Raw genomic sequence first — 24,475 nt, forward strand, 5'->3', positions numbered from 1 at the left:
GCCTCTTCACGGTGCGACGTTGACCGTAAAGAGGCTTTCGTAAATATGCGCTGATGCCGGACTGGTTCACGCGCGCGGTGACGCCTGGAACGCGCCACCGGCAGTCGTCAGACCAAGCTGGAGAGGAAGTTCGCCAGGCCGTTGCCGACGTTGGCGATCCCCGAACCGATCGCGCTGACCGCGTCGGCCGCCGCGTTGGGCCGGGTGGCGACCCAGAAAACCAGCAGGATGATGATCCCGTAGGTCAGAACCTTCTTCAGCATCGTCTCGGGCCTTCCCGGGTTCGACTGTCACACAAACTGCAACGCTCAGTAACCACTGGAGAGACCTAGTGTAACGGACTTCTCCTTTTATGGAACAAGATCTTCTCGGCCATTATCTGACCGCACTTGTTGTGCATGTGCATCAGGATACGAGTGTCCGGTTTGCCTGACCAGAGGCAAGGCTAAGGTGGCCATTACTCTTCTTCGGGGAGCACCTGGATCTCGATCGGTCCGACCGGCACCAGCGGCACGGTCGGCATCGGCCCGACGGTGAATCCCGGCAGCTCGACAACGGCTCCCTGCGGATAGGCGGCGGACGGCCCGAGCGCCAGCACGTACTGCTCGCCGCCGGCGTGATAGACCCATCCCGGCCGCATGTCGACCGGCAGGGGTGGCGGTCCGCCGGCGGGGCTGCCCGGCATCGCGTACGACGGCGCACCGGAGACCGGCGGCTGCAGCGCGGAGGAGTTGTATGCCTGCGCACGCGCCAGGGCGCTCGCGCCGCGCCAGGTCATCGACGACTGGTTGCGCGTACGGTCCTCGGACGACTCGGCGATCCGGCTGCTGATGAACAGCAAGAGGATGATCAGCACGATGCCGGCCGGAATGGCCGCGGTCAGCGCGATCGCCAGGTTGCTGGTGCCGTTGAGATAGAAGCCGAGCGTCACCGCGGCGAAGGCACCGCCGACCACCACCGCGACCGCCGAGAGCGCGCCGACCAGCGCGTGCCGGCGGCGCTGTCGCTGGTCGGCGTGTGCGGTGATGGAGCCGCGCAGGACACCGGTCGGATACGCGAGCGCCAAGCCGCCGGCGGCGAACACGATCGCCACCGCCGCCAAGACGAAGTCCACCAGCGTCCTCCCGGAATGCGCCGACCCGCTGTCGGTCCGACGATATCGACCGACTACGGCTGGTGACTCGGCGCATCGCCACAAATGGCCGCACGGATGACCTCAGATTCGCGGCGGACGCCAATCCAGGAGACCGTCCATCGGACGGCCGTTGAGCCGCGGTGGCAGCTTGCCGGACAGCCGGAAGACGCTGTCCCTGACGCGTACGCCGAGTGGCGACGACAGCCCGGCGACCAGGCCGAGCTGTCGAGCCGTACGCGCCACCGCGAGCGTCCGTGGCCGGCGCGCTCTGCTGTAGGCGGCCAGACCGCGGCGGACGTCGTACGCGCGCAGGTGGTGCGCGAGCACGACCGCGTCCTCGATGGACTGGCATCCGCCTTGCCCGAGGTTTGGCGTCATCGCGTGCGCCGCGTCGCCGAGCAGCGCCACCTGGCCGATGCAGAAGGCCGGCAGCGGCGCGGCCAGCTCGTACACGTCGTGGTGCTGCACGTCCTCGGCCGCGGCGATCAGCGCGCCGACCGGCTCGTGCCAGCCGGCGAAGCGACGCCGCAGCTCCGCCCGCGGATCGGCGTAGGTGCGGCCCGGCCGCGCGTTGAAAACCGCGAAGGCGTACACGTCGTCGCCGGCCATCGGCATGATGCCGAAGCGCTCGCCGTTTCCCCAGGTCTCCGCCGCCACCAGGTCGACGCCAGGCATTCGGGCGAGCCAGCGGAAGGCGCCATAGCCGGCATATGTCAGGCCGGGATGCTGCGGAAACAGCAACCGGCGCAGCACCGAGTTGGCGCCGTCGGCCGCCACGACCAGGTCGGCGGTGAGGTCGCCGTCGCTGGTGACCAGCCGCGGACCGGCGGTGGCGAGCGCGATGCCTTCAACGGTCGTGTCCAGCCGCAGGTCGGGCACGCCCTTGGCGAGCACGTCGATCAGGTCCGACCGGCGCAGCAGCAACAGGCCCTCGCCATGCCGCTCGATGAGGTCGCCCATGCCGGCCCTGGTGAGCCACTCGCCGTCGGGCAGCCGGATGCCGCTGTTCAGATCGGGGGCGCCGAGCGCCCTGATGTCGTCGCCGATGCCAAGCGTGTCGAGCGCGCGCAATGCGTTTGGCGCCAGCGAGATCGCGAAGCCGGCCGGCGTCAGAGCCGGTGCCTGCTCGCACACGGTCACGTCCCAGCCGGCCTTCGTCAGCGCCACCGCGGCCGTCAGGCCACCGATGCCGCCGCCGGCGATGACTGCTTTCCTCGTCATTCCTTCTCCCCGTTCCTCACCGTACTGACGAGGCCGCAACGGCCCGTGTGACAGTCACGGACGCCAGTTGTGAAGCGATACGAGCGCGCGGTCGGTCACCGAGGCCGGCAGGATGCCGACCAGCCGCATCGCGCCGGTGCGCGCGATGACCGCCAGCGGCGAGGACACCTGGCCGAGCCGTGCCATCTGTCGCGACTGCCGCATGATCGACACGGTCCGCTTCAGCCGCGCGCCCGTGTAGGCCGGCAGACGTCCGCGCACGTCCGCGCCGGTCACCGTACGTGCCAGCACCACGCCGTCCTCGATCGCCTGGCAGCCGCCCTGGCCGAGGTCCGGCGTCATCGCGTGCGCCGCGTCGCCGACGAAGGCGACCGGACCGGCGTGATAGGCCGGCAGCGGTCTGGCCAGGTCATACACGTCGTGCTGCAGCACGTTGTCGGCCACCTCGATCAGCTGCGGGATCGGGTCGTGCCAGTCGCCGAAGCGCCGCTTGAGCTCGCCGCGCGGATCGTCGTACGCGCTGCCGGCCGGCATGTTGAAGGCGGCGTAGGCATACACCTCGTCCGGCGACATCGGCACGACACCAAACCGCGCGCCAGGGCCCCACGACTCGCTCGCCGCCATGCCGGCCGTGTCGTACGGCGCGGTCAGCCGCATCGCGGTGTAGTCGGCATAGCGCAGCCCCGGATGGCCCGGAAACAGCAGCGTACGCAGCATCGACCGCGCACCGTCTGCGGCCACGATCAGGTCCGCGGTGATCTCGCCCCGGCTGGTGACCAGCCGGCCTGGCCCGCCGGCGGTCATCGTCACACCTTCGACGGTCGTGCCGAGCCGAAGGTCGGCGTCTTTTGGCCGTAGGACGTCGATCAACGCGCTGCGATGCAGCACGAGGACACCGGATCGGTCGTCCACGCGTACGAGATAGCGCCCGTCAGCCGTACGCAGTCCGCCGGTCGCCTCCGGCACGCCGAGTGCGCGTACGTCATCGCCGAGGCCGATGGCATCCAGCGCGTGCAGTGCGTTGGCGGTCAACGCGATCGCCGTACCGACCGGCGCCAGCTCTGGCGCCTGTTCGCAGATCGTCACGTCCCAGCCGCGACTGACCAGTGCCGATGCGGCGGTGAGGCCCCCGATCCCGGCTCCGGCGACTACAGCAGTGGCCACAGCACACCTCCTCTACAGCCGTAGAGTAGCAGCGGTTCCTCTACATTGGTAGAGTTTCGTTGTGCCACGGTCCCGCGATGTCCGCATGCGTACGATCGCCGACGCGGCGATCGACGTGCTCGCGACCCAGGGGGCGCGTGGCCTGACGCATCGCGCGGTCGACGCGGCCGCCAGCCTGCCGCCCGGCTCGACGTCCTATTACCTGCGCACGCGCGAGGCACTGCTGCAGGCGGTCGTCGACCGGATGGTGGAGCTCGACCAGGGCGAGGTCGGCATCGCCGACCTGCCGGCCGACATTTTCGCGGCATCCCGGGCGATCGCCGCGATGTTGACGGATTTCCTTACCAGCTCTCGAAAACGTACGCTGGCGCGCTATGAGCTGTCGCTGGAGGCCAGTCGTTATCCGGCGTTGCACGCGACCGTCGTCAACGGCGGGCAGGGCCTGCGCGACCTGGCCACCGCATTGTTGGAAAAGCTGGGCTCGACCGATCCGCGGCGGCACGCCAGAGTGATGGTCGCCTTCTGCGACGGCATGCTTTACGAGACGCTGATTGGGGCCGGTTCCGGTCATCTGCCGACCGAGGCGGAGTTGGTCAGCGACGTTCGTGAGCTATTGACCGCTATGTGCTCGCCGGCCGGCCTTGACGACGCGCCGCGTTGACCGGCAAAGTCCTCTGAGAACGTTACCAGACTCTGGTGACCGCCTGGAGGAACCGTGTGGACAACCCTCGCCAAACCCCTGCTCGCCGCCGGGCTCGGCCTCGCGCTGACCGCCAGCGTCGCCGCGCAACCGGCTTCGGCCAGCACCGGCGACGCCGACCGTGCTGTCGCGTCGTATTCGGCGCTGACCGCGTACTTCGGCACCGACAAGGGTCTTTTCCTTGAGTCGTACCCGAATCCGAGCACCAACAACCCCTATTCGTACGTCTGGCCGTACTCGCAGGCCACCATCGGCGCGCTGAACCTCGCCGGCATTCCCGGTCTGGGCCGGCGGTTTGCCGGGGAAGCGGACAAGAGGCTGGCGAATTACGCGCCATACTGGAACGCCGGCACCACACCGCCCGGCTATGACTCCTACGTCCGGCCGCCGCTCGGCCAGGGTGGCGACAAGTTCTATGACGACAACGAGTGGATCGCGCTGTCGTTGATCCAGAATTTCAAGCGTACCGGCGACTGGCGGTCGCTCTCGCGCGCCGAGCAGATCTTCCAGCTGGTGACTTTTGGCTGGGACACTGACACATCCCATCCGTGTCCCGGCGGCGTCTACTGGACGCAGGCGCCGTGGAGCCAGGACCGCAACACGGTGTCGAACGGGCCGGGCGCCGAGGTCGGCCTGCATCTCTATCTGCTGACCGGCAAACGCTCGTATCTGGAGTGGGCCAAGCGGATGTACGACTGGACCAACGGCTGCCTGCTCGCGCCGAACGGGCTTTACTGGGACCACATCGATCTGGCCGGCAAGATCGAGAAGACGCAGTGGAGCTACAACCAGGGCGTGATGCTCGGCGCGAGCACGCTGCTCTATCTGGCCACGCACGACCCGGCATACCTGAAGAACGCGCAGTCGATCGCCGCCGCTGCCCTGAAGTTCTACGGCGATTTCACCGGGCAGCCGTCGGAATTCAACTCGATCTTCTTCAAGAACCTGCTGATTCTCGACGCCGTAAGGCACGATCCGGCCTATCGTGCCGCTATGGCCGCGTACGCGGAGAAGGTGTGGAACACCGACCGCGACCCGGCGACCGGACTTTTCCGGTTTGACGGTGACAAACCGGTGACGCTGCTGCAGCAGGGGTCGATGGTGCAGACGTACGCGCTGCTCGCCTGGCCGCGCGGGTCGTACCTGAAACTGGCCTGACTTATCGGGACGAATGAGGCGCGGGCTTGACTCGCGCCTCGTTCGAGGCCAAGCTGTCGCCGACTATTGCGGGGAAACCCTGTTGTTTTTCCGCGGTTTTCAGTCCGGTTGGGGACAGAAGTCCTCCTACACAACGGTGTGAGGGTTGATGACCAGTTCGGCATCGAAGGCGATGCTGCGGCGTTCGGCCGCGCTCGTCCTGGCGGCGGGCGCACTGACGCTCGGCGTGTCGTCCGCCGCGTACGCGACGCACGGCGACAACGGCACGGTGAAGATCCACGAGACCGGCACGCCGGTGCCGGATCGCAACAACGAGCCGCACGTCTGCGGTTTCTATCTCGACGCTTTCGGCTTCGACAAGCCGCAGGCGGTGAGCTGGAAGATCGAACAGCAGGCGCCGACCAAGGGCACCAACAGCAAATCCGGCACCATCACGCTGGTCTCCGGGGCCGGCCGTACCGACGACATTTCGTTGCCGGACGGTCATTACAAGCTGACCTGGAACTTCGCCGGCGAAAATGGCGAGGGCAAGCACAAGACCTTCTGGGTCGAGTGCGAGAAGCCCACGCCGCCTTCGCACCACCCCAAGCCGTCGTGCTCGCCGAGCGCGTCGGCATCTGCTTCGCCGTCCGCCTCGCCTTCGCCCTCGCGGAGCTCGTCGACGGCTCCGGTCGTCAACCCGAGCACGACCGAGGCGTCGACCAGCGGCTCGCTTCCGGTGACCGGCACCTCGCTGCCAATCCTCATCGGCGCGGCCGTCGCGATGATCGCCGCCGGCCTGACCCTGGTCCTCGTACTCGGCCGCCGCCTCCGCCGCTCGTAGCTCTCACGAACTCGACGTTTTGGTCCTCGACACGCCGTGTTAAAGGACCAAAACGTCGAGTTCGCGTTATCGGCTGGGCCGGTGCGGCTCCTGGCGCGGCTGCGGATTGTTCGGCCGCAGGTCTGGCCGCGGCTGCTGTTGCCGCCCACCCGCGGCGGCCCGCTGCTGCAACGCCCGAGCCTGAGCCGCCCGCGCCCGCGCCGCCAGGTCATCCGGCAACGGCTCGCCGGCCGGTGGCTGCGGATCGGCGCCGGTCGTACGCTGCTGCAGCTGGCCGGTCACCGCGTCGAGGCGGCCATCCTGAAGCAGCTGGTGAGCCTGCACGTCGCGTACTTCGCTTGCGCCAACACAGCACGCGCGTCCGCCGTACTCGCCTGCTGGCCAACCGTCTGAAGCTGTTCCCTTAGCTGCTGGTGTTGCTGATCGCTGTTCTGCGCATGCGACACCAACTGCTGGATCATCGCCTGTTGCTGCTGAACCATCGCACGATCCTGCTGCCGCTCCACCTGCAGCTGCTGAATAACTTGTTGTTGCTGCTGGATCGTCTGTTGTTGCTGCTGATTTGCCGACTCCAGTGTTGAGAGGCGTTGTTCTACCTGTGGGTCAGTCCTGTTCGCCTGCAGTTGCTGGACTGCCGTTTCCAGGTTGCCGAACCGGTTGTTGAGAACGCCGATGCGAGTGTTAGCCCGAGTGGCCTGCTCGTTGGCTTTGGTCGCCGATTTCTCAACCTGCTCGAGCCTTTCCGCCGGATCAACCTCAGGCGGATCATTCCGGTGTCGATAGCGATCAATCGCCTTCCATGCACCGACTCCCAGTGCGATACCGGCAGCGACGACCCCCATGCTGCCAATATCGCCGGCTTTCTGTGCAACGTTTTCACCGAAGTAGGTCATGTTGCCGACAAGCGCAGCTGTCTGTTCACTGACGAACAGTTTCACGGGTGACTGCGCGGCGAATGTCGCGATCCCGGTCGCGATCGTTGATGCGGCTTTTGCTGGAACGTCGAGAGCGGATCGTACGATCGGACGATCGCGCAACCAGCGTTGCCAGGCTCGGAAAGACAGGCTGCCGAGTCCGCTGTTGCGATTGCCGAACCGCAAGTGGCTCATGTTATGTCCAGATATCCAGCACCTGCGGTGAGGATTGCGGGGATCGTCGCTGCGAACAAGATGCCGAGTTCGTTGGTCGACATCGGTGCGTTTCCACGGTGCTTGCTGTAGTCCCGGACGCTGTCCCACAGGGATGGAAACCGGATGGAGCCAGACCACAGGACGAAGAGATCGTGCTGCAGGGTCAGAACGACCTCGTTGCCGACTGCCACCTTGAACATCGACGGATCCTCTGGCGTGTTGCCCACCCCGGTCGCTGTGGGGTGCAAGTTGTGTCGTTTGAGGAAGTCGACGGACGAGCGTTCAGTTTCGTCGTACTCGACGAGGAGTCCGCCTTTGATCAGCTCGTCCAACATGCTTGCGTCGACGCTCGCGTTGGCTGCGAGCTGTTCGAGATGCTGCCGCGTGAATCGGAGCTCACGGTGCGCGTCAGGATCGCCGAACGCGAGCGACCAGAGCCGGCTCGCTGGTTCGCTCAGCTTTGCCTGATCGCGCGCGACAAGCACTTCGAAGTATGCGGGCTCGTCCTGCTCGTCGATGGGGTGGCGGACACCCATGGGGTAGCCGACCGGGACGATGATCTTTGGCACGTGTGTCTCCCCGCTCGTGAGTCCTTGCGTACGGCCATCGTAGTGGAGTTGGCCCCGTCAGCGGTCCCTCTTCGCGACATCTGTGGACAACTCGGTCGCCGCGGCCAGCAGCATGTCGTTGGTCTCTGCGGGGCTGAGAGCCATCTCGTTGCAACTTGACAGCAGCCGGCGATACGGCTCGATCTCCTTTTCCTTGTCCAAATACAGATCACCGGTCAGAACTTCCACGAACACCGTCGTCGGTTCGCTGTTCTTTGGAAATTCGAGGACGCGGAACGACGGCGTCATCGACGAATGTTCTCCGGCCGAGAACGGAATGATCCGCAGGGACATGTTGCCGCGAGCGTTGATTTCGGCCAGATATTTGAGCTGCTTGGCCATGACATCCCGGCCGCCGACCGGCCGACGGATCACTGCCTCGTTCAGGAACCACTCATGGCGTACGCCGTCTTTTTCCAGCAATTTCTGTCGCATCATTCGTACCTCGGTCAAACGCCTGACCTCGTTCGGCGTGAGCGTTACCGACGTGTTCATGATGGCCGTCGCGTATTCACAAATCTGCAAAAGGCCCGGCACGAGTTCCGAGCTGTATTCGTGGATGTAGGTTGCCGTCTCCTCGAGGTCGATGAAGATGATGAACCATCGAGGAATCACGTCACCATAGCTGTGGTACCAGCCTTTGGTTTTGGTTTCCCTGGCGAGTGCCTTCAACGCCTCGGTCAGTTCCTCCGGCGCGCCGTACACCTTGCACATGGCCTCGACGTCGAAGACGCGCATGGCGAACTCGCCGCGTTCGATACGCCAGATCTTCTGGCGCGACCACTCCAGGTCCTGCGTGACGGCCTCGATCGTCAGCTGCGCCGACTCGCGCAGCAGCCGCAGCTCGCGTCCCAACCGGCGGCGCGGGACGGTCGATCCCTGCTCACTCGCCATGGTTCTCACCCTTTGATGTTGCACGTCGATACGTCGTCGTTCACCGCTGGTGCAACGTCATCCGATGGCCGGGATGTAACACTCTTATCCCTATAAATGGAACGTTGCGTACAAAAGTTATAGCTGGTTCGATCCGAGTTACGCAAAGCAGTGGCGCGGCTCGGGAGGGTAACCACAGCTGAGCGGGGAATCGGTGTTGCCACCGGAGTTCGACCGCGAGGTGGAGTTGCTGCGGGTGCACCTGCCGCAGTGGCCGTGCGGACAAAGCAGCTTCTGCAAGGCATGTGGCTGGTCCTGGCTGCGGGCACCGCTGTCCAGCGGAAAAATCGTGGCGGGCTGCCGTTATCGGCGCGCGGCGTTGCAGGTTTTGGAGGACTGCGGCGTGCTGCCGGACTCGGTCGTCATTCGATGACGGATACGCAACTCCGCTGGCAGTCGGCTCGCGACGCCTGGCAATGGGCCGACGAGATCGACAAGACGCGAGCGATGCTGGAGGCGGTCGGCAGTCGGTACGCGACACGTACGGCCGCGCCCGGTTATCTGCTGACGACCGCTCGCGATCTGCTCGGGGAATGCGCAGAGCGTGAGGTCACGGATCCGTGGGAGGTGTGGAGTCGCCGGGTCGGTGTCTATCTGGGTCTGGTCTTAGGCCAGTTTCTTTACGACTGGTGGCAGCACAAGCGTCTGACGATGCTCGATGTCACTGTCAACCCGTTGGTCATTTTGCTGGTGTGGCTTGGGTACGTCTTCTTCCACCGACGACGGACGAAGTTGTCGCGTCGTCGTGAGTTGAGCCGAGGACGTACGACCACGTCGCCTTACGACAAAGCGCGTGATCACGAGTTGGTGGACGATCCGAGTCCTGAGCTGACCGTCGCGTACGCCGGATGGCGTGCCGGAGCACTGGCGCAGTCGATGCGCATTCTCCTGCAAGAAGACCGCCTCGCGGCGGCACGCGTGCCGATCGCGTACGAGGACGACGTGTGTGTGGCGGCCCTCTATCTGACCGGTGCGACGGAGTTGCTGAAAGGCCTCAGCGACTACGTGGAAGGCGAGAAAAGCGTGGCCAACTGCGGTGAATAGGCCCCGTGCAGGACGAGTGCGGCCGCTCCACGCGCTCCGGCGTCCTCGCCGATCAGCGACGGCTCGACCTCGACTTTCCGTGCGTGGCGCGCGATGCTGCGCGCGTTGACGGCCTCGGCGATCGCGGCACGATAGGGCTCGACGACATACCGTACGCCTTTGCCACCCAACACGATCCGGTCCACGTCGACCACGTTCACCAGCGTCGTCGCGGCGATCGCGACCTTCGCCGCGGCGCGCTGGATGACCTGGCGCGCGACCGGGTGGTCGGCCATCGCGGCGCGGCAGATCGTCTCGTAGTCGGCGAACTCCTTGGTCGGCTCCAGGGTGAGATCCAGCGAGGCCGACCGTTTTTCCAGCAGAGTGGCGGTTTCCGCGACGATCGCATGTGGACGGACGTACGCCTCGAGGCAGCCTTTGTTGCCACAGAAGCAGTCCGCTCCGTTGGGTGCGACGACGACGTGGCCAAACTCGCCGGCGTTGCCGGAGTTGCCGCGCCAGGCCTGGTCACCGAGCAGCAGACCGCCACCGACGCCGGTCCCGAAGTAGAGAAAGGCAAAACTGCCGGTACGCGCACCACCGGCACCGGCCCATCGTTCGCCGATGGCGGCGGCCGTGGCGTCGTTGTCCAGCGCGACCGGCACGCCGAACTCGTCCTGCAGGTAGGCGACCAGTGGCACCTCGTGCCAGCCAGGCAGGTTCGGCGGCGTCAGCACCAGGCCGCGGCTGAAGTCCAGCGGCCCCGGACAGGCGACGCCGAGACCGAGCAGCCGGTCGACCGGGATCTCCGCCTTTCCCAGCAATCCGCGTACGGTCTGCGCCACCTGGCGGACGACCTGGTTGGCGCTCGGATTGCGTGGCGTGCGGCGGTGCACCGTGCCACGCACGTGGCCGTCCAGGTCGGTCGCCACCAGCGTGATCGTGTCCGGGTCGATGTGGATGCCGACCGAGAAGTACGCGGTCGGGTTGGTGCGCAGCAGGATCCGCGGCTTGCCGCCGGTGGACGCGGCGCGGCCGGACTCGGTCACCAGGTCCTCGTCCAACAGCTTGCGGACGATGTTGGACACGGTTTGCGCGGAAAGTCCGGTGGCCGCGGCGATTTCGACGCGGCTGACACCCTCCGGTGACCGACGGATCGCGTCGAGAATCACCGAACGGTTGAATCCGCCCACTCTGGGCAGATTGGTGCCGCTTCGCATCCGGTGACCCTTCTTTTGTCGGCTCGCTGAGTGTCAGGTATGTGAGCGTATGTCGCAAGGGCCTTTCCGGTCGCGGACTTGCTCCATTGACTTTATAAATCTAATAGCTTTAGTCTGCGTCACAGATCACATCGATGGCAACTGTGCGCAGGTGACTGCGTACGAAGGACTGCAAAGTACGGAAAGGTTGTGCCAGATGGCCCGCAGGCTCGCCACGGCGGCGATCGCCGCCGGCTTGGTCGCGGTGGCCGCGACCGCCGCCGGTTGCGGCTCCAGCGGTTCGGGAGACCCGAACACGATCAAGATCGCCTACCAGAAGTTCGGCAACTACATCCAGGGCGACGCTCTCTTCAAGAAGGTCAAGGCGCAGTGGGAGAAGGCCAACCCCGGTAAGAAGGTCACGCTCGTCCCGATCCAGGGCAACGACGCCGACTACAAGACCAAGCTGAGCCTGATGCAGAAGTCGCCGTCTACCGCGCCGGACGTGCTGTACGAGGACACCTTCACGATCGCGTCCGACGTGCAGGCCGGTTATCTGGCGCCGCTGGACACGTACGTGAGCAAGTGGGCCGACTGGAGCCAGTTCGTGGCCTCCTCCAAAGGATCGGTGACCGGCCAGGACGGCAAGGTCTACGGCATTCCGATGGGCACCGACACGCGCGGCCTCTGGTACAACAAGCAGATCTTCGCCAAGGCCGGCCTGCCGACCGACTGGCAGCCCAAGACCTGGAACGACCTGCTGACCGCGGCTCGTACGATCAAGGCCAAGGTCCCCGGTGTGATCCCGCTGAACGTCTACGTCGGCAAGGCCGGCGGTGAGCAGTCCAGCATGCAGGGCCACGAGATGTTGTTGTACGGCACCGAAAACAAGCTCTACGACGACAAGACCAAGAAGTGGATCGCGCCGAGCAAGGGATTCTCCGACGCGCTCGGTTTCGTCAAGACCGTCTACGGCGAGGGCCTTGGCCCGACACCGCAGCAGGCGCTGTCGCCGAGCATCGGTACGCAGGTCGGCGGCACGTTGCTGCCGAAGGGAAAGCTCGCCATCGACCTGGACGGCTCGTGGATGCCGCAGACCTGGATCTCCACCGGTGCCTCGCCGTGGCCGCAGTGGTCGCAGGTGATGGGGACGGCGGCGATGCCGACGCAGAACGGCCAGGCTCCCGGCAAGGTCAGCATGTCCGGCGGCTGGACGCTGGCGGTCGGCAACAAGTCGACCAAGAAGGACCTGGCGTTCAGCTTCATCTCCACCGCGCTGAACAAGGAAAACTCGCTCTACTACGACATCAACGCGACGCAGATCCCGGTGCGTACGGACGTGGCCAACGACCCAACCTACGGCAAGGGTGACCCGACCGCGAAGTTCTTCGCCAGCCTGGTGCCGATCACCAACTACCGTCCGGCACTGCCGCCGTATCCGCAGATCTCCAACGAAATCCAGGTCGCTCAGGAGTCGGTGGTCAGCGGCCAGGCCACGCCGGAGACGGCCACCAGCACGTACGCGAACTCGGTCAAGGGCATTGTCGGCGCCAACTCGGTGACCGCCAGCTGATGGCAGCGACGCAAACCGTCGAGGTGACCCCGCGGCACCGGACCGGCCACGCCCGGCCCGGCAGCCGCGGGGTGCTGCGCTGGCTGGGGCCGATGGGTCCCGCGCTGCTGATGCTGTTGCTGTTCGTCGCCGGACCGATTCTCTGGTGTTTCTACAGCGCTTTCACCAACACGGCGCTGACCGGCACCGGCGCCGGCAACGTGCAGTTCGTCGGCCTGGCCAACTTCCAGCGGATGCTGGCCGACCCGCAGCTCGTACCGTCGATCATCCTGACCATCGTCTTCGTGGTCGGCTCGGCGATCGTCGGCCAAAACCTGCTCGGCCTGCTGATCGCCACGCTGATGCAGAACCGTGGCCGGGTCATCCGCGCGATCGTCGGCACGGTCGTGCTCGGCGCCTGGGTCCTGCCCGAGATCGTCGCCGCGTTCATCTGGTATGCGTTCCTCAACCCCGAAGGCACCCTCAACATGGTCTTCAAGGGGATGGGGCTGCCGGCGCAGAACTGGCTTTACACCACACCGATGTTGGCGGTCATCCTGGCCAACATCTGGCGCGGCACGGCGTTTTCGATGCTGGTCTACTCGGCCGCGCTCAGCGAGGTGCCGCCGGAGGTGCAGGAGTCGGCCGAGGTCGACGGCGCCTCGGTTTTCCAGCGGTTCTGGTACATCACGTTGCCGCTGGTACGGCGGCAGATCATGACCAACCTGATGCTGATCACCCTGCAGACGCTGTCGGTCTTCACGCTGATCTTCGCGATGACCGCCGGCGGTCCCGGTACGAAGAGCCAGACGCTGCCGCTGTTGATGTACCAGCAGGCGTTCAAGTTCTCCGATCTCGCGTACGGCATGGCGATCGCGTTCGTGCTGCTCGCGGTCGGTGGCATCTTCTCGGCGATCTACATGCGCGTACTGAAGCCGGAGATCTGATGGCAAGGCCGCAAAACAACTATCTGGGTGTGACGTCGGCCCGTAAGGCCGTGTCGGCGACGCTGGTATACCTGGTCCTGGCGGCGATCGCGCTGGTGTTCGCGGCGCCCCTGCTGTGGGTCGTGCTGGCCTCGATCGACCCCGGCGCGCAGCTGTCGGTCGCCTGGCCGGCGCATCCGAGCTTCGACAACTTCGCCGCCGTGCTCACCGTCGACACCACGTTGCGGCCGATGGCCAATGGACTGCTGATGTGTGGCCTGTCGGCCATTCTCACCATGGTCGTGTCGGTGCTCGCGGCGTATCCGCTGTCGCGTTACCAGCTGCGGTTCAACCGGCCGTTTCTCTACATCATCCTGTTCAGCACCGGCCTGCCGGTGACCGCGGTGATGGTGCCGGTCTACAGCCTGTTCGTGCAGCTCAACCTGCTCGACTCGCTGGTAGGTACGGCGATTTTCCTGTCCGCGACACAGCTGCCGTTCTCCATCTGGCTGACCAAGGGTTTCATGGACGGCGTGCCGATCAGCCTCGAGGAGGCCGCGTGGGTCGACGGCGCCGGCGGCCTGCAGGCGCTGCGGTCGGTGGTGATTCCGCTGATGCTGCCGGGCATGGCGGTGGTGGCGATCTTCACTTTCATTATGTCGTGGGGAAACTTCTTCGTGCCGTTCATTCTTCTGTTGGACCCCAACAAACAACCGGCGGCGGTGAGCATCTTCAACTTCTTCAGCCAGCAGGGCCAGGTGCAGTACGGACAGCTCGCCGCGTACTCGCTGCTCTACTCGATCCCGGTCGTGGTGCTCTACATCGTGGTGTCCAGGACGCTCGGCGGCGCGTTCACGTTGTCCGGTGCGGTGAAGGGCTGACAGGTTGTCCAACGGGGTAGCTGTGGCCATCGACGTCGGTGGGACGAAAATCGCGGCAGCGCTGGTCCGGCGAGATGGCACTTTGCTGACGAAAGAACAGGTGCCGACACCGCGTACCGATGACGGCGAGGAGATTTTCCAGGCATTGGCGGCCGCGGTGACGGCTGTCCGGCCGGAAGGCGACATCGTCGGCGTCGGTCTCGGTTGCGCCGGACCAGTGGATTTGCGCGCCGGTAGGGTGAAACCGGTCAACATCCACGGCTGGCGCGACTATCCGCTACGCGACCGGGTCGCCGAGCTGGTGCCGTCGGTGCCGGTGTGGCTGCTCGGCGACGGCCTGGCGATCGCGCTCGGCGAACACCGTTTCGGCGCCGCGCGCGGCACGCAGTCGTCGCTGTCGATGGTCGTGTCGACCGGTGTCGGTGGCGGCTTGGTGCTCGACGGCCAGCCGTACGCGGGGCCGACCGGAAACGCCGGCCACATCGGCCACATCGTCGTGCAGGCCGGCGGCGATCCGTGTCCGTGCGGCAGTCACGGCTGCCTGGAGACGATCGCGTCCGGCACCAACATCGCGCGTTGGGCCCTGGCGCGGGGATGGCAGCCGTCGTCCGACGCCACCGCTCGCGGCGTGTTTGCCGACGCTGCCAACGGAGACGCGGTCGCGCGATCGTCGATCGACCGAGCCGCCGACGCGCTCGGCGCGGCCATCGTCTCCGCGTCGGCGATGGTCGACCTCGACCGCGTGGTGATCGGCGGCGGCGTGGCGCAGGCCGGGGAGCCGTTTTTCCAGGCCGTACGCGAAGGTGTGCGGTCGTATGCGGGGATGGCCTTCACCCAGCGGATCGAGATCGTGCCGGCCGAGCTCGGCACCACCGCCGGCCTGGTCGGCGCGGCGGCGCTGGCCTTCGACCGGGCCTGAAGTTCGCATGGCCACCATGCGTGCGTCCGACGCACGCATGGTGGCCATGCGAACTTTGCTCTTAAGCGAAGGCGTCGAGGAACTCGCGCAGGCCGCGGCGTGCCAGTTGGTCGGCCTGGCGGGTGGTCTCCGGCAGCCGGTAGGTCGGACACAGCTTCAGCACCGCCTCGCAGGCGGTGTCCAGGTCGGTGCGGAAGCCGATCGACACGTACACCGGCTTGACCGCGGTCTGCGTCCGCAGCGCGCGGCCGACCGTCTCGCCGGCGTGTTTCAGCGGGGCCCACGCGCCGCGCTCGATGCCGAGGTCGGCGGTCGCGCCGATCACCGGTGCCTTGGCCACGCCGATGGTCGGCAGGTTGGTCAGCGTGCCGATCTGGCAGGCCAGGCCAAACCGGTTGGCGTGCGCGATCCCCTGTCCGTCGCAGATCAACAGGTCCGGCCGTACGGTCAGCTTGTTCACCGCGTCGACCAGCGCCGGCACCTGGCGCGGCAGCGTGTCGCCGGTTACCGAGCGTTGCTCCGATCTGCCGACCATCACCGAGGTCTCGACCGGCTCGAGCGTGTTGGTGTCGAGCACAACGACAGCCGCCGCGAGCAGGCCAGTCGTCTCGTCGTACGCGGCATCCAGACCGGCCGCGGTGCGCACCGGCCGAGGCTGGTCATCGGTCATGTCGAGCACCGCGGTATGCCGGATTTGTGGCCCACTCATGACTTTCCGTGGTGGGCTGTACACGGCGGGCACGCGCATAGCAAGGGACGGTACTGACCCGGAGACGATTTTGGCAGCCCCCAGCGCCAAATTTCTCCCAAATGTCGGGATATTGATGCCCCTGAGTTCCACTGGGACGGCTGAGTTGACACAAAGACCCGGCAAAACGGTCATTTCGCCGAGCCATTGCGCGGTCAATAGCCCACACTGCGGGATTGGTCACAGCGACCCACCACCGTCAGTGGTACAGGGCGGGGCGCTCAGGCAGTGACACCGGTACGGTCCCGCCGCCGCGTTGCGACGCGATGCAGGCGTCCGCGACGATCGCGGTGGCGAAGCCGTCCCAGGCGCTCGCGCCGGCCGGTCGTTCGCTGCGCACCGACTGGATCCAGTCGTGCAGCTGCCGCCGGTACGCCGGTGCGAACCGTTCGATGAAACCCGGCGGCACGGCGGTCGACATCGTCTCCGCGGTGCGTACGACCGCGCCGGCCGGCATGCCGATGCTCACCGTGCCGCGTTCCAGCACCAGCTCGGCCCGCACCTCGTAGCCGTACTGCGCTCGCGCGAAGATCTCCACGTCGGCGACGACGCCCTCGGCCGTACGCAGCAACACCAGTTGCGGGTCGAAGACGTGTTCCAGCACCGACCGTGGCAGCACGGCGGTGGCCGACACGATCTCGCTGCCGGTCAGCCAGCGCAGCGCCTCGATCTCGTGCGACACCGAGCTGGTGATCATCCACGCGCTGTGAAAGTCGGCACCGGCCGACTGGTTGCGGTGCACGCAGTGCATCAGCAGCGGCTGGCCGAGCGCGCGCCCGTCGACCGCGGCCTTCATCCGCCGGTAGTCCGCGTCGTAGCGGCGCATGAAGCCGACCTGGATCAGTCGCCGGCCAACCTCCACCTCGGCGGCCATGATCCGGCCGGCCGCGTCCGCGTCCGGGGCCAGCGGCTTCTCGCACAGCACCGGCTTGCCGCGTTCCAGGCAGGCCAGCACGTACGGCTCGTGTGTCGCGTCCGCCGACGCGATCACCAGCGCGTCCACCGCCGGATCGGCGATCACCGCGGTGGCGTCGTCGGTCGAGTCGCAGCCGATCTTCTCGGCCACCCGGCCGGCGCGATCCCGGTCCAGGTCGGCGACCGCGACGACCTGGCAGCCGCCGAGCTCGAAGGCCAGCGTCTCGGCGTGGTGCTCACCCATCGCACCGGCGCCGATCACGCCTACGCGCAGGACTGGCTCAGGAAACGGGATCGTCACCGTGCACCCCCGATTGGCAGCCGAGGGTCGATCTCCTGGTCCGGCCACTGGCCGCGGATCCAGCCGTAGTCGGGGTCGTCGCGGATCAGCCACGCGCGGTCGGCGGACGGCCCGGCCATGACGTTGAGGTAGTAGAGGTGATAGCCGGGCGGCGCGGTCGACGGTCCGTGCCAGCCATGCGGTACGCACACGACGTCACCGGGACGTACGGCCGCCAGCACGTCGATCGGCCGCTCGTCCGTGCCGTAGACGCGATGGAAACCGACGGCTCCTCGCTCGTGCGGCGGTTGGCCGGACAGCTCGAAGTAGTAGATCTCCTCCAGTTCCGACTCCTCGCCCGGTCGGTCCTCGTCGTGCTTGTGCGGCGGATACGACGACCAGTTGCCGGCCGGCGTGATCACCTCGACGGCGATCAGCCGGTCGGCCGGAAAGACCCCGGCGGCGCAGAAGTTGTGCACCTGACGGCTGCACTGACCGGCGCCGCGCAGCTCGACCGGCACGTCCGCGGCCGGCACGTACCGCGGCTTGAGCCGGTTGTCGCAGCGTGCCGAGGCGAGCGCGAGCTGAACCGGTTCGGTGGCCCGTACGGTGACGGTGGCATCGCGAGGTGCGTACACGAAGTCGGACGGTCCGCTGAAGACCGACGGCCGGCCGGCGAGCGTCGCGGTCAGGCCGTCACAGTCGATCTCGCAGCCGCTTCCGGCCAACGCCAGGACGGCCATCTCCTCGTCGCCGGTCCGCCACTCGTGCGTGCCGCCGGCCGGCAGCTCCAGTACGCGTAACCCGCTGTAGGTCCAACCGGCTCGCTCCGGAGTCAGCTCGAGGGTCCACGGACCGCTGGCCAGCGATCCTGCCGGATGATGGAGTGAGGAGACCATGCCGCCATCCTCACACGCGGTGTCGCGCTGGCCAGGTGTGCGGATACGGACTCTGGACACTCTGTCCAGCGCTGGACAGAGTGTCCAGAGTCGCGTTTGCGGTCTCTGATCTCCAACGGCAGGTGCGACAGGCCCGTTTCGCGGTAATCTCACCGCCGTGCTCACGCTTGCGGTTCTGAGTCTCAAGGGTGGGGTCGGTAAGACGACGGTCGTGCTCGGTCTCGCCGGCGCCGCGTTGCAGCGCGGCCTGCGCACTCTGGTCGTCGATCTCGACCCCCAGGCCAACGCGACCTTCGCGCTGTCGCCGGCGGAATCGCCGTACACGGTGGCCGACGTGCTGCTCGGTGGACGCAACAGGCTGACCGACGCGGTCGCCACCTCCGGCTGGGGCGACAACCTCGACGTACTCGTCGGCTCGGACAGCGCCGAAGCGGCCAACCTGCCGGACCCCAGCGCGCGCAAGCTGACCAGGCTGCGGACCGCACTGTCCACATTGGACGGTCAGGCTCGGGCGTACGACCTGGTGCTGCTGGACTGTCCGCCATCCCTTGGCCAGCTGACCCGTGGCGCGCTGGTCGCGGCGCAGCGCGCGATGCTGGTGACCGACCCGTCGGTCTTCGCGGTCGCCGGCGCCCACCGCGCCTTCGAGGCCGTACAAGCCGAGCGCACCAACCACAACTCCGACCTGCAGCCGCTCGGTGTGTTGGTCAACCGGGTACGCGCCCGCTCGGCCGAGCACGACTTCCGGATCGCCGAGCTGCGCAAGCTGTTCGGGCCGCTGGTGCTGACCACCGTGCTGCCGGAGCGGTCGGCGATCCAGCAGGCGCAGGGTGCCGCCGTACCGGTGCAGAAGTGGCCGACCCCCGGTGGCCGGGAGATCGCGGCCGCTTTCGACCACCTGCTGGACCGGGTTTTACGAAGCTCTAAGAAACGCTCGCGGTCCTCGAAGGCCGTTGGGGCCTAGATCACAGTTTGCCGATCACGGTTTGAACCATCCGCCACCGCGGTATCTCTGGCTGCTGCGGCCGGACGATGCCGCGCTGACGCGGGTTTGTGCTGGCAGACGCACTGATCAGTGGTGCTGATCGGTCGGCACGAGCAGACCGCCGGTGCGTTAGCTCGTCGGCGCGGAGATGAAGGTCACCTGAGAGTGGACTGAGAACTCCGTCATCAAACCCGGATTGTCGCGTCTGACCTGCAGAGACTGACCTCACAAGGGCCACCGCCGCGGGAATCTGTCGGCGCATCCGGCCGTTGTGGATGTACGAAGGCGGCACCGGGAGGCAACAATGGCAGCTTCAGATACGCAAGTGATGGAACGTCCAACACGCGCTCGTCGCGTCGTCGATCGTACGTCCGACGAGAGCGAAAGCACGGCAGATCTCGTACGCGTCTACCTGGACGGTATCTCGGCGACGCCGCTTCTGTCAGCCGAGGAGGAAGTCGCGCTCTCGCAGCGCATCGAGGCCGGCGTCTACGCCGAGCAGTTGCTCGGCGACCTGACCGCCGAGCTCGGCCGGTCCACGTCCGACGCGCCGAGGTTTGACGTATTGGCGTCGGGACACGAGGTGACGCTGCCGTCCGGCAAGACCGCGACGGTGGCCGAGCTGCGCGCGATCGCGGCCGACGGCGAGAAGGCCCGCCAGCACTTCCTGGCCGCGAACCTGCGGCTGGTGGTGTCGGTGGCGCGCAAGTATCCGCGCAGCCAGATGTCCCTGCTGGACCTGATCCAGGAGGGAAACCTGGGGCTGATCCGCGCCGTCGAGAAGTTCGACTACCAGCGCGGCTTCAAGTTCTCCACGTACGCGACGTGGTGGATCCGCCAGTCGATCTCGCGCGCCATCGCGCAGAGCGGCCGGACCATCCGGCTGCCGGTCCACCTCGGCGAGGAGGTCGGCCGGATGACCCGTGCGCGGCGCGACCTGACCAGGGAGCTCGGCCGTGACCCGTCCGACGCGGAGGTCGCCAACGCGATCGGCGTCGACGTACCGCGGATCGAGGAGCTGACCAGGCTCGCGAAGGACCCGGTCAGCCTGCAGTCGCCGGTCGGCGACGACGAGGAGTCGGCGCTGGAGGACTTCGTCAAGGACGCGGTCATTCCGGGGCCGGAGGACATCGTGCTGGCCTCGTACGCGAACAGCGACCTGCACCGGCTGGTGGAGCGGCTCGACGAGCGGTCGGCCACGGTCGTACGTGCCCGCTATGGCATGGACGACGGCGAGACGCACACCTTCGCCGAGATCGGCACCAGGCTCGGCCTGTCCCGGGCCAGGATCCAGCAGATCGAGCGCGAGGCGATCGGCCAGCTGCGCCGGCTCGCGGCCGAGTCCGGAGTGGACGCGGCCTAGCCCGTCACACCCGTGGCCCCCATCTCGTACGAGGTGGCGGGCCATCGGTGTTTTCTGGGCCACACCGGGTATGAACCAGGCGGCGAGCGGTGTTTCCAGGAGTCGATGGCTGCCATGACCGCATCTCGCGCTGACCGCGCTGATCAGCGATGATGCTGGCGCGATGAACACACCGCGCGGGTATCTGCCCGTACCACCGCTGCTGACCGCCGGCATCGACATCGGCGGCACCAAGGTCGCCGCCGGGGTGGTCGACCCCGACGGCAGGGTGATCGACCAGCTGCGCCGCGAGACGCCGACACGCAGCCCGCAGGCGGTCGAGGACACCATCGCCGAGCTGGTCTTCGAGCTGGCCGAGAACAACGACATCCACGCGGTCGGCATCGGTGCCGCCGGCTTCGTCGACGCGTCGCGATCCTCGGTGCTGTTCAGCCCGCACCTGGCCTGGCGGCACGAGCCGTTGCGCGACGCGGTGAGTCGGCGGCTGCGGCTGCCGGTCGCGGTCGACAACGACGCCAACGCGGCCGCCTGGGCCGAGCTGAGGTTCGGCGCCGGACAGGGTGAGGACCACCTGGTGCTGGTCAACCTGGGGACCGGCATCGGCGGCGCGCTGGTGATCGGCGGCACGGTTTTGCGCGGCAAATACGGGATCGCCGGCGAGTTCGGCCATATGCAGGTGGTGCCGGGCGGTCATCGGTGCGAGTGCGGCAACCGCGGCTGCTGGGAACAGTACGCGAGCGGCAACGCGCTCGTCCGCGAGGCGCGCGGCCTGGCGGCGGCGAACTCGCCGGTCGCGCAGGACCTGTTGGACCGCGTGGACGGCGACGTGTCGGCGATCACCGGACCGCTGATCACCGAGGCCGCACGGTCCGGCGATCGCGCGGCCGTCGAGCTGTTCGACGAGGTCGGCCACTGGCTCGGTGTCGGCATCGCCAACCTGGCCTCGGCCTTCGACCCCGGACTTTTCGTTATCGGCGGCGGAGTTTCCGACGCCGGTGACCTGTTGTTGGCGCCGGCGCGAGACGCGTTCCGGCGCAGCCTGTCCGGTCGTGGCTTCCGTCCGGAGGCGCGGATCGTACGCGCGCAGCTCGGCAACAACGCCGGCCTGATCGGCGCCGCCGACCTCGCGCGGCCACTCGCCCGCCGCTTCCGGCGCGCTCGGCGACGGCGTGCGCGTACCCGTGAACGGCTGATCTGATTCCCACAATCGGGCCCCGATTGCCCGGCTGCCGGGCAATGGGTGGCCGTTAGCAGCCAGGACGTTGACCTGGCGAAAAGGGCGCAATAGGTTCTCGTCACCTGAATTCGGGAGGACGCAGGATGCGCGCGAACCGGATGCTGGCCACCGTCGCCGCTGTACTCACCGCCACCACCGTGCTGACCGCCTGCTCGTCCGGTGGCTCGTCGGATGGCAAGACGATCCGCGTCGTCTATCAGAAGTTCGGCAACGGCATCCAACTGGACGCGCATTTCAAGAAGATCAAGGCGGCCTTCGAAAAGGCCAACCCCGGCCTGAAGGCCGAGCTCGTGCCCGTACAGGCGGCCGAGAACGACTACTACACCAAGGTCGCCTTGATGCAGAAGTCGCCGTCGACCGCGCCGGACGTGGTCTACGAGGACACCTTCCTGATCAACTCCGACATCAAGGCCGGCTTCCTGCGTCCGCTGGACGACTATCTGGCCAAGTGGCCGGAGTGGAAGCAGTTCTCACCGGCCGCGCAGTCGGCGGCCAAGGGGACCGACGGCAAGATCTATGGCGTGCCGACCGACACCGACACGCGCGGACTTTGGTACAACAAACAGCTTTTCGCCAAGGCCGGACTGCCGACCGACTGGCAGCCCAAGAGCTGGGACGACGTGCTCAGCGCCGCTCGTACCATCAAGGCGAAACTGCCTGGCGTGATCCCACTGAACATCTATTCCGGCAAGCCGGCCGGCGAGGCCTCCACCATGCAGGGCCTGGAAATGTTGTTGTACGGCACGGAAAACACGCTGTACGACGAGAAGACCAAGAAATGGATCGCGCCGAGCAAGGGATTCACCGACGCGCTGGCCTTCATCCAGACCGTCTATCAGCAGGGCCTCGGACCGTCGCCGCAGCAGGCGCTCGACCCCAACGTCGGCGGCAACCTCAACGGGCAGTTCGTGCCGACCGGCCGGCTGGCCATCAACCTGGACGGCTCCTGGCAGTCCAGCACCTGGCTGCCGACCGGCGCGCGGCCGTGGCCGCAGTGGTCGACGGTGATGGGGCAGACGCCGATGCCGACCCAACATGGCCAGGCGCCAGGAAAAATCAGCATGTCCGGCGGCTGGACGCTGTCGATCGGCTCGAAGTCCAAGGCCGCCGACACCGCCTTCAAGTTCATCTCGCTGGCGCTGAACAAGGAAGGCTCGCTCTCGTACGCGCTGGCCGCGGCCGCCGTGCCGGTGCGGACCGACGTGGCCGCCGACCCGCGCTATCTGAACAGCAATCCGACCGCGAAGTTCTGGTCGTCGCTGGTCGCGGTCACCAAATACCGGCCGGCGCTGCCGGAATATCCGCGCATCTCCAACGAAATCCAGGCCGCGATGGAGTCGGTGATGACCGGCCAGGCGACGCCGGCGGCCGCGACGAGCACGTACGAGGCGGCGCTGAAAGGCATCGTCGGCCCCGGCAACGTGGCCGCCGGCTGACCACTGACCCGGATCCTGACGCGGATGTGGCGTCCCGCCGGACCGCCACATCCGCGCTTTCTAATGGAACGCGCCGAAATCCAGCTGGCCGTGCTGATAGGTCGGCGAGTCCGGCCACCGTACGGTCAGGTCGTGACTGCCACCGGGGACTCGGAACGTCAGGTATGCCGGCGGAGCCTGGTCGACGGACTCGTCGTCGGCCGGCACGCCCGACCAGTGCAGCGTGACGGTGGCACCGTGTCCGGCCGACAATGTCGTCGGCGTGACGGTGTCCGGCGCTTTGCTGGCCTTTGTCGGCAATGCCGAGCCGTCGCGCGCGATGAACCGCGCGTCGGTGACGTAACCGGTCAGCGTGCACGGCGCGCCGTTGGTGGTGAGCCGCAGCGGCGCATACCGCTGGCCGGCGCCGGCATCGATCTGACCGACAGTGACGTTGAGCTGGTTGGCCTGGCAAGCCGCCGGCGCGGTGGCGGCGGTGGCCGCCTCAGCCGAACCGATGGACAGCACACCGACCGCGGCCATGGTGAGCCCGCCGGTGATGATTTTTGCCTTGTTGAGCAAGAGTTTTCGCCTTTCGCAAGATCGCTTGTCGTTGAGCTCGTCCACCGTACATGTCAAGAGCAAACAGATGAACGCTCGAAGGCGAAAATAAGCACCGTGACTGTCTGTGCGTATGGTCACATGGTGTTCTTGGTCAACTCCGGTGGACCTCGCTGATCTGGTCCGCCGACCCGCCGCACCGGCTATACGTTGACGGATCGCTCTTATGTGAGGCGGTGCGGGGGGATGTCGCAGTACGAGCGCGCGCAGTTGCCAGTCGACCTCGGCCGGCACGCCGAGGCAGTCGTCCAGCTTCGTCGGATGCTGGCGGTCGAGCCGGACAGTGCGGCAGCGCTGTCACTGCTGGACGACGCGCGCGCCTCCTATCGCCGCGTCCTGGCGCTAACTCCGCAGAACATCGCCGCGACTGAGGCTCTCGGCCGGTTGGCCGAAGGCGCCGGCCGGCATCCGGTCGCATGGCTGCTTGCCGGCGCGATCGCCGCCGTCGCCGCGTGGCGGGCTCTGCGAGCCCTGCCGCGGGGCTGCGCAGTCCCGGCTGGCGACTGGCACGTACGGATCCGCCGGCCCTCATCAGGGTCGCGGCGACCTGGATCACGTTGGTCGCCACGGCGGTCCTCGGGCTTCGGACCGTACGCGCGTCACCCGCGGGATTCTCGTGGGCGCGGCGGGAGTCGTCGGA

At 66.9% G+C, this 24,475-nt stretch carries 26 protein-coding genes; 13 read left to right on the forward strand and 13 right to left on the reverse strand.

What is annotated here, in order from left to right:
- Window positions 1-107: 107 nt before the first annotated feature.
- From GNX95_RS38670 to GNX95_RS38685, 4 genes are all read right to left on the reverse strand, one after another.
- The gene (locus GNX95_RS38670; protein ID WP_163512740.1) at window positions 108-263 is read right to left on the reverse strand and encodes a hypothetical protein; all 156 of its coding nucleotides are present in this window, start codon (window positions 261-263) and stop codon (window positions 108-110) included.
- Window positions 264-457: 194 nt separating this feature from the next.
- Entirely contained in the window at window positions 458-1,114 is a 657-nt protein-coding gene (locus GNX95_RS38675) for a hypothetical protein (protein WP_163512742.1), read from the reverse strand.
- 102 nt (window positions 1,115-1,216) lie between these two features.
- Window positions 1,217-2,356, reverse strand: a complete 1,140-nt coding sequence (locus GNX95_RS38680; protein WP_163512745.1) for an FAD-dependent monooxygenase — start codon at window positions 2,354-2,356, stop codon at window positions 1,217-1,219.
- Window positions 2,357-2,410: 54 nt separating this feature from the next.
- Window positions 2,411-3,520: an FAD-dependent monooxygenase gene (locus GNX95_RS38685; protein WP_163512747.1), complete on the reverse strand. Its 1,110-nt coding sequence runs from the start codon at window positions 3,518-3,520 to the stop codon at window positions 2,411-2,413.
- 61 nt (window positions 3,521-3,581) lie between these two features.
- On the opposite strand from GNX95_RS38685, the gene GNX95_RS38690 reads away from it, so the two are divergent.
- The 3 genes from GNX95_RS38690 (at window position 3,582) to GNX95_RS38700 (ending at window position 6,201) form a co-directional block, all read left to right on the forward strand.
- Window positions 3,582-4,181, forward strand: coding sequence for a TetR/AcrR family transcriptional regulator (locus GNX95_RS38690; protein ID WP_222854261.1), 600 nt, complete (start codon window positions 3,582-3,584; stop codon window positions 4,179-4,181).
- A gap of 54 nt (window positions 4,182-4,235) precedes the next feature.
- Window positions 4,236-5,378, forward strand: a complete 1,143-nt coding sequence (locus tag GNX95_RS38695) for a glycoside hydrolase family 76 protein (protein ID WP_222854262.1) — start codon at window positions 4,236-4,238, stop codon at window positions 5,376-5,378.
- A 148-nt stretch (window positions 5,379-5,526) separates the two neighbouring features.
- Complete coding sequence (locus GNX95_RS38700; RefSeq protein ID WP_222854263.1) at window positions 5,527-6,201, forward strand: hypothetical protein; 675 nt, start codon at window positions 5,527-5,529, stop codon at window positions 6,199-6,201.
- A 66-nt stretch (window positions 6,202-6,267) separates the two neighbouring features.
- On the opposite strand, the gene GNX95_RS38705 is transcribed toward GNX95_RS38700, so the two are convergent.
- Genes GNX95_RS38705 through GNX95_RS38720 form a run of 4 tightly spaced genes read right to left on the reverse strand, consistent with a single transcriptional unit; the run spans window position 6,268 to window position 8,833 of the window.
- On the reverse strand, window positions 6,268-6,483 hold the full coding sequence (locus tag GNX95_RS38705) for a hypothetical protein (RefSeq protein WP_163512748.1): 216 nt from the start codon (window positions 6,481-6,483) through the stop codon (window positions 6,268-6,270).
- Window positions 6,480-7,301, reverse strand: a complete 822-nt coding sequence (locus GNX95_RS38710; protein ID WP_163512750.1) for a hypothetical protein — start codon at window positions 7,299-7,301, stop codon at window positions 6,480-6,482. Before GNX95_RS38710 ends, GNX95_RS38705 begins: the two co-directional genes overlap by 4 nt.
- Before the next feature lie 5 nt (window positions 7,302-7,306).
- Window positions 7,307-7,900: a hypothetical protein gene (locus tag GNX95_RS38715; RefSeq protein WP_163512752.1), complete on the reverse strand. Its 594-nt coding sequence runs from the start codon at window positions 7,898-7,900 to the stop codon at window positions 7,307-7,309.
- Between the two features lie 57 nt (window positions 7,901-7,957).
- Window positions 7,958-8,833: a helix-turn-helix domain-containing protein gene (locus GNX95_RS38720; protein ID WP_163512753.1), complete on the reverse strand. Its 876-nt coding sequence runs from the start codon at window positions 8,831-8,833 to the stop codon at window positions 7,958-7,960.
- A gap of 193 nt (window positions 8,834-9,026) precedes the next feature.
- Here GNX95_RS38720 and GNX95_RS38725 point away from each other — a divergent pair, with 193 nt between their 5' ends.
- On the forward strand, window positions 9,027-9,245 hold the full coding sequence (locus GNX95_RS38725) for a hypothetical protein (RefSeq protein ID WP_163512755.1): 219 nt from the start codon (window positions 9,027-9,029) through the stop codon (window positions 9,243-9,245).
- Complete coding sequence (locus tag GNX95_RS38730; protein WP_163512757.1) at window positions 9,242-9,916, forward strand: hypothetical protein; 675 nt, start codon at window positions 9,242-9,244, stop codon at window positions 9,914-9,916. The genes GNX95_RS38725 and GNX95_RS38730 overlap by 4 nt, the downstream gene beginning before the upstream one ends.
- On the opposite strand, the gene GNX95_RS38735 is transcribed toward GNX95_RS38730, so the two are convergent.
- A complete protein-coding gene (locus tag GNX95_RS38735; RefSeq protein WP_163512759.1) occupies window positions 9,874-11,115 on the reverse strand; it encodes an ROK family transcriptional regulator in 1,242 nt (413 codons plus the stop codon). The two genes, GNX95_RS38730 and GNX95_RS38735, sit on opposite strands and share 43 nt — an antisense overlap.
- A gap of 196 nt (window positions 11,116-11,311) precedes the next feature.
- Here GNX95_RS38735 and GNX95_RS38740 point away from each other — a divergent pair, with 196 nt between their 5' ends.
- From GNX95_RS38740 to GNX95_RS38755, 4 genes are read left to right on the forward strand one after another with little or no spacing between them, the layout of a single operon-like run.
- On the forward strand, window positions 11,312-12,667 hold the full coding sequence (locus GNX95_RS38740; protein ID WP_163512761.1) for an extracellular solute-binding protein: 1,356 nt from the start codon (window positions 11,312-11,314) through the stop codon (window positions 12,665-12,667).
- Window positions 12,667-13,593: a carbohydrate ABC transporter permease gene (locus GNX95_RS38745; protein WP_163512763.1), complete on the forward strand. Its 927-nt coding sequence runs from the start codon at window positions 12,667-12,669 to the stop codon at window positions 13,591-13,593. The genes GNX95_RS38740 and GNX95_RS38745 overlap by 1 nt, the downstream gene beginning before the upstream one ends.
- On the forward strand, window positions 13,593-14,453 hold the full coding sequence (locus tag GNX95_RS38750) for a carbohydrate ABC transporter permease (protein WP_163512765.1): 861 nt from the start codon (window positions 13,593-13,595) through the stop codon (window positions 14,451-14,453). The genes GNX95_RS38745 and GNX95_RS38750 overlap by 1 nt, the downstream gene beginning before the upstream one ends.
- Window positions 14,454-14,475: 22 nt before the next feature.
- A complete protein-coding gene (locus tag GNX95_RS38755) occupies window positions 14,476-15,372 on the forward strand; it encodes an ROK family protein (RefSeq protein ID WP_246281918.1) in 897 nt (298 codons plus the stop codon).
- A 61-nt stretch (window positions 15,373-15,433) separates the two neighbouring features.
- On the opposite strand, the gene GNX95_RS38760 is transcribed toward GNX95_RS38755, so the two are convergent.
- The 3 genes from GNX95_RS38760 to iolB form a co-directional block, all read right to left on the reverse strand.
- Window positions 15,434-16,042 (reverse strand): endonuclease V, encoded by a 609-nt coding sequence (locus GNX95_RS38760; protein WP_222854264.1) that lies wholly within the window; start codon window positions 16,040-16,042, stop codon window positions 15,434-15,436.
- 277 nt (window positions 16,043-16,319) lie between these two features.
- Complete coding sequence (locus tag GNX95_RS38765) at window positions 16,320-17,336, reverse strand: Gfo/Idh/MocA family protein (protein ID WP_222854265.1); 1,017 nt, start codon at window positions 17,334-17,336, stop codon at window positions 16,320-16,322.
- Window positions 17,333-18,214: a 5-deoxy-glucuronate isomerase gene (iolB, locus tag GNX95_RS38770; protein WP_163512770.1), complete on the reverse strand. Its 882-nt coding sequence runs from the start codon at window positions 18,212-18,214 to the stop codon at window positions 17,333-17,335. Before iolB ends, GNX95_RS38765 begins: the two co-directional genes overlap by 4 nt.
- A 157-nt stretch (window positions 18,215-18,371) precedes the next feature.
- Here iolB and GNX95_RS38775 point away from each other — a divergent pair, with 157 nt between their 5' ends.
- From GNX95_RS38775 to GNX95_RS38790, 4 genes are all read left to right on the forward strand, one after another.
- Window positions 18,372-19,178, forward strand: coding sequence for a ParA family protein (locus GNX95_RS38775; protein ID WP_163512772.1), 807 nt, complete (start codon window positions 18,372-18,374; stop codon window positions 19,176-19,178).
- A gap of 349 nt (window positions 19,179-19,527) precedes the next feature.
- Window positions 19,528-20,562, forward strand: coding sequence for a sigma-70 family RNA polymerase sigma factor (locus GNX95_RS38780; protein WP_163512774.1), 1,035 nt, complete (start codon window positions 19,528-19,530; stop codon window positions 20,560-20,562).
- 163 nt (window positions 20,563-20,725) lie between these two features.
- Window positions 20,726-21,760, forward strand: coding sequence for an ROK family glucokinase (locus GNX95_RS38785; RefSeq protein WP_163512779.1), 1,035 nt, complete (start codon window positions 20,726-20,728; stop codon window positions 21,758-21,760).
- A gap of 122 nt (window positions 21,761-21,882) precedes the next feature.
- Window positions 21,883-23,235, forward strand: a complete 1,353-nt coding sequence (locus GNX95_RS38790) for an extracellular solute-binding protein (protein WP_163512780.1) — start codon at window positions 21,883-21,885, stop codon at window positions 23,233-23,235.
- Window positions 23,236-23,295: 60 nt separating this feature from the next.
- Here the strand turns inward: GNX95_RS38790 and GNX95_RS38795 are convergent, their stop codons facing one another.
- Window positions 23,296-23,796, reverse strand: a complete 501-nt coding sequence (locus GNX95_RS38795) for a DUF4232 domain-containing protein (protein WP_163512781.1) — start codon at window positions 23,794-23,796, stop codon at window positions 23,296-23,298.
- Between the last annotated feature and the right edge of the window lie 679 nt (window positions 23,797-24,475).

Origin of the sequence: Fodinicola acaciae, from assembly GCF_010993745.1 — a bacterium.
In the GTDB taxonomy this organism is placed as follows: Bacteria; Actinomycetota; Actinomycetes; order Mycobacteriales; family HKI-0501; genus Fodinicola; species Fodinicola acaciae.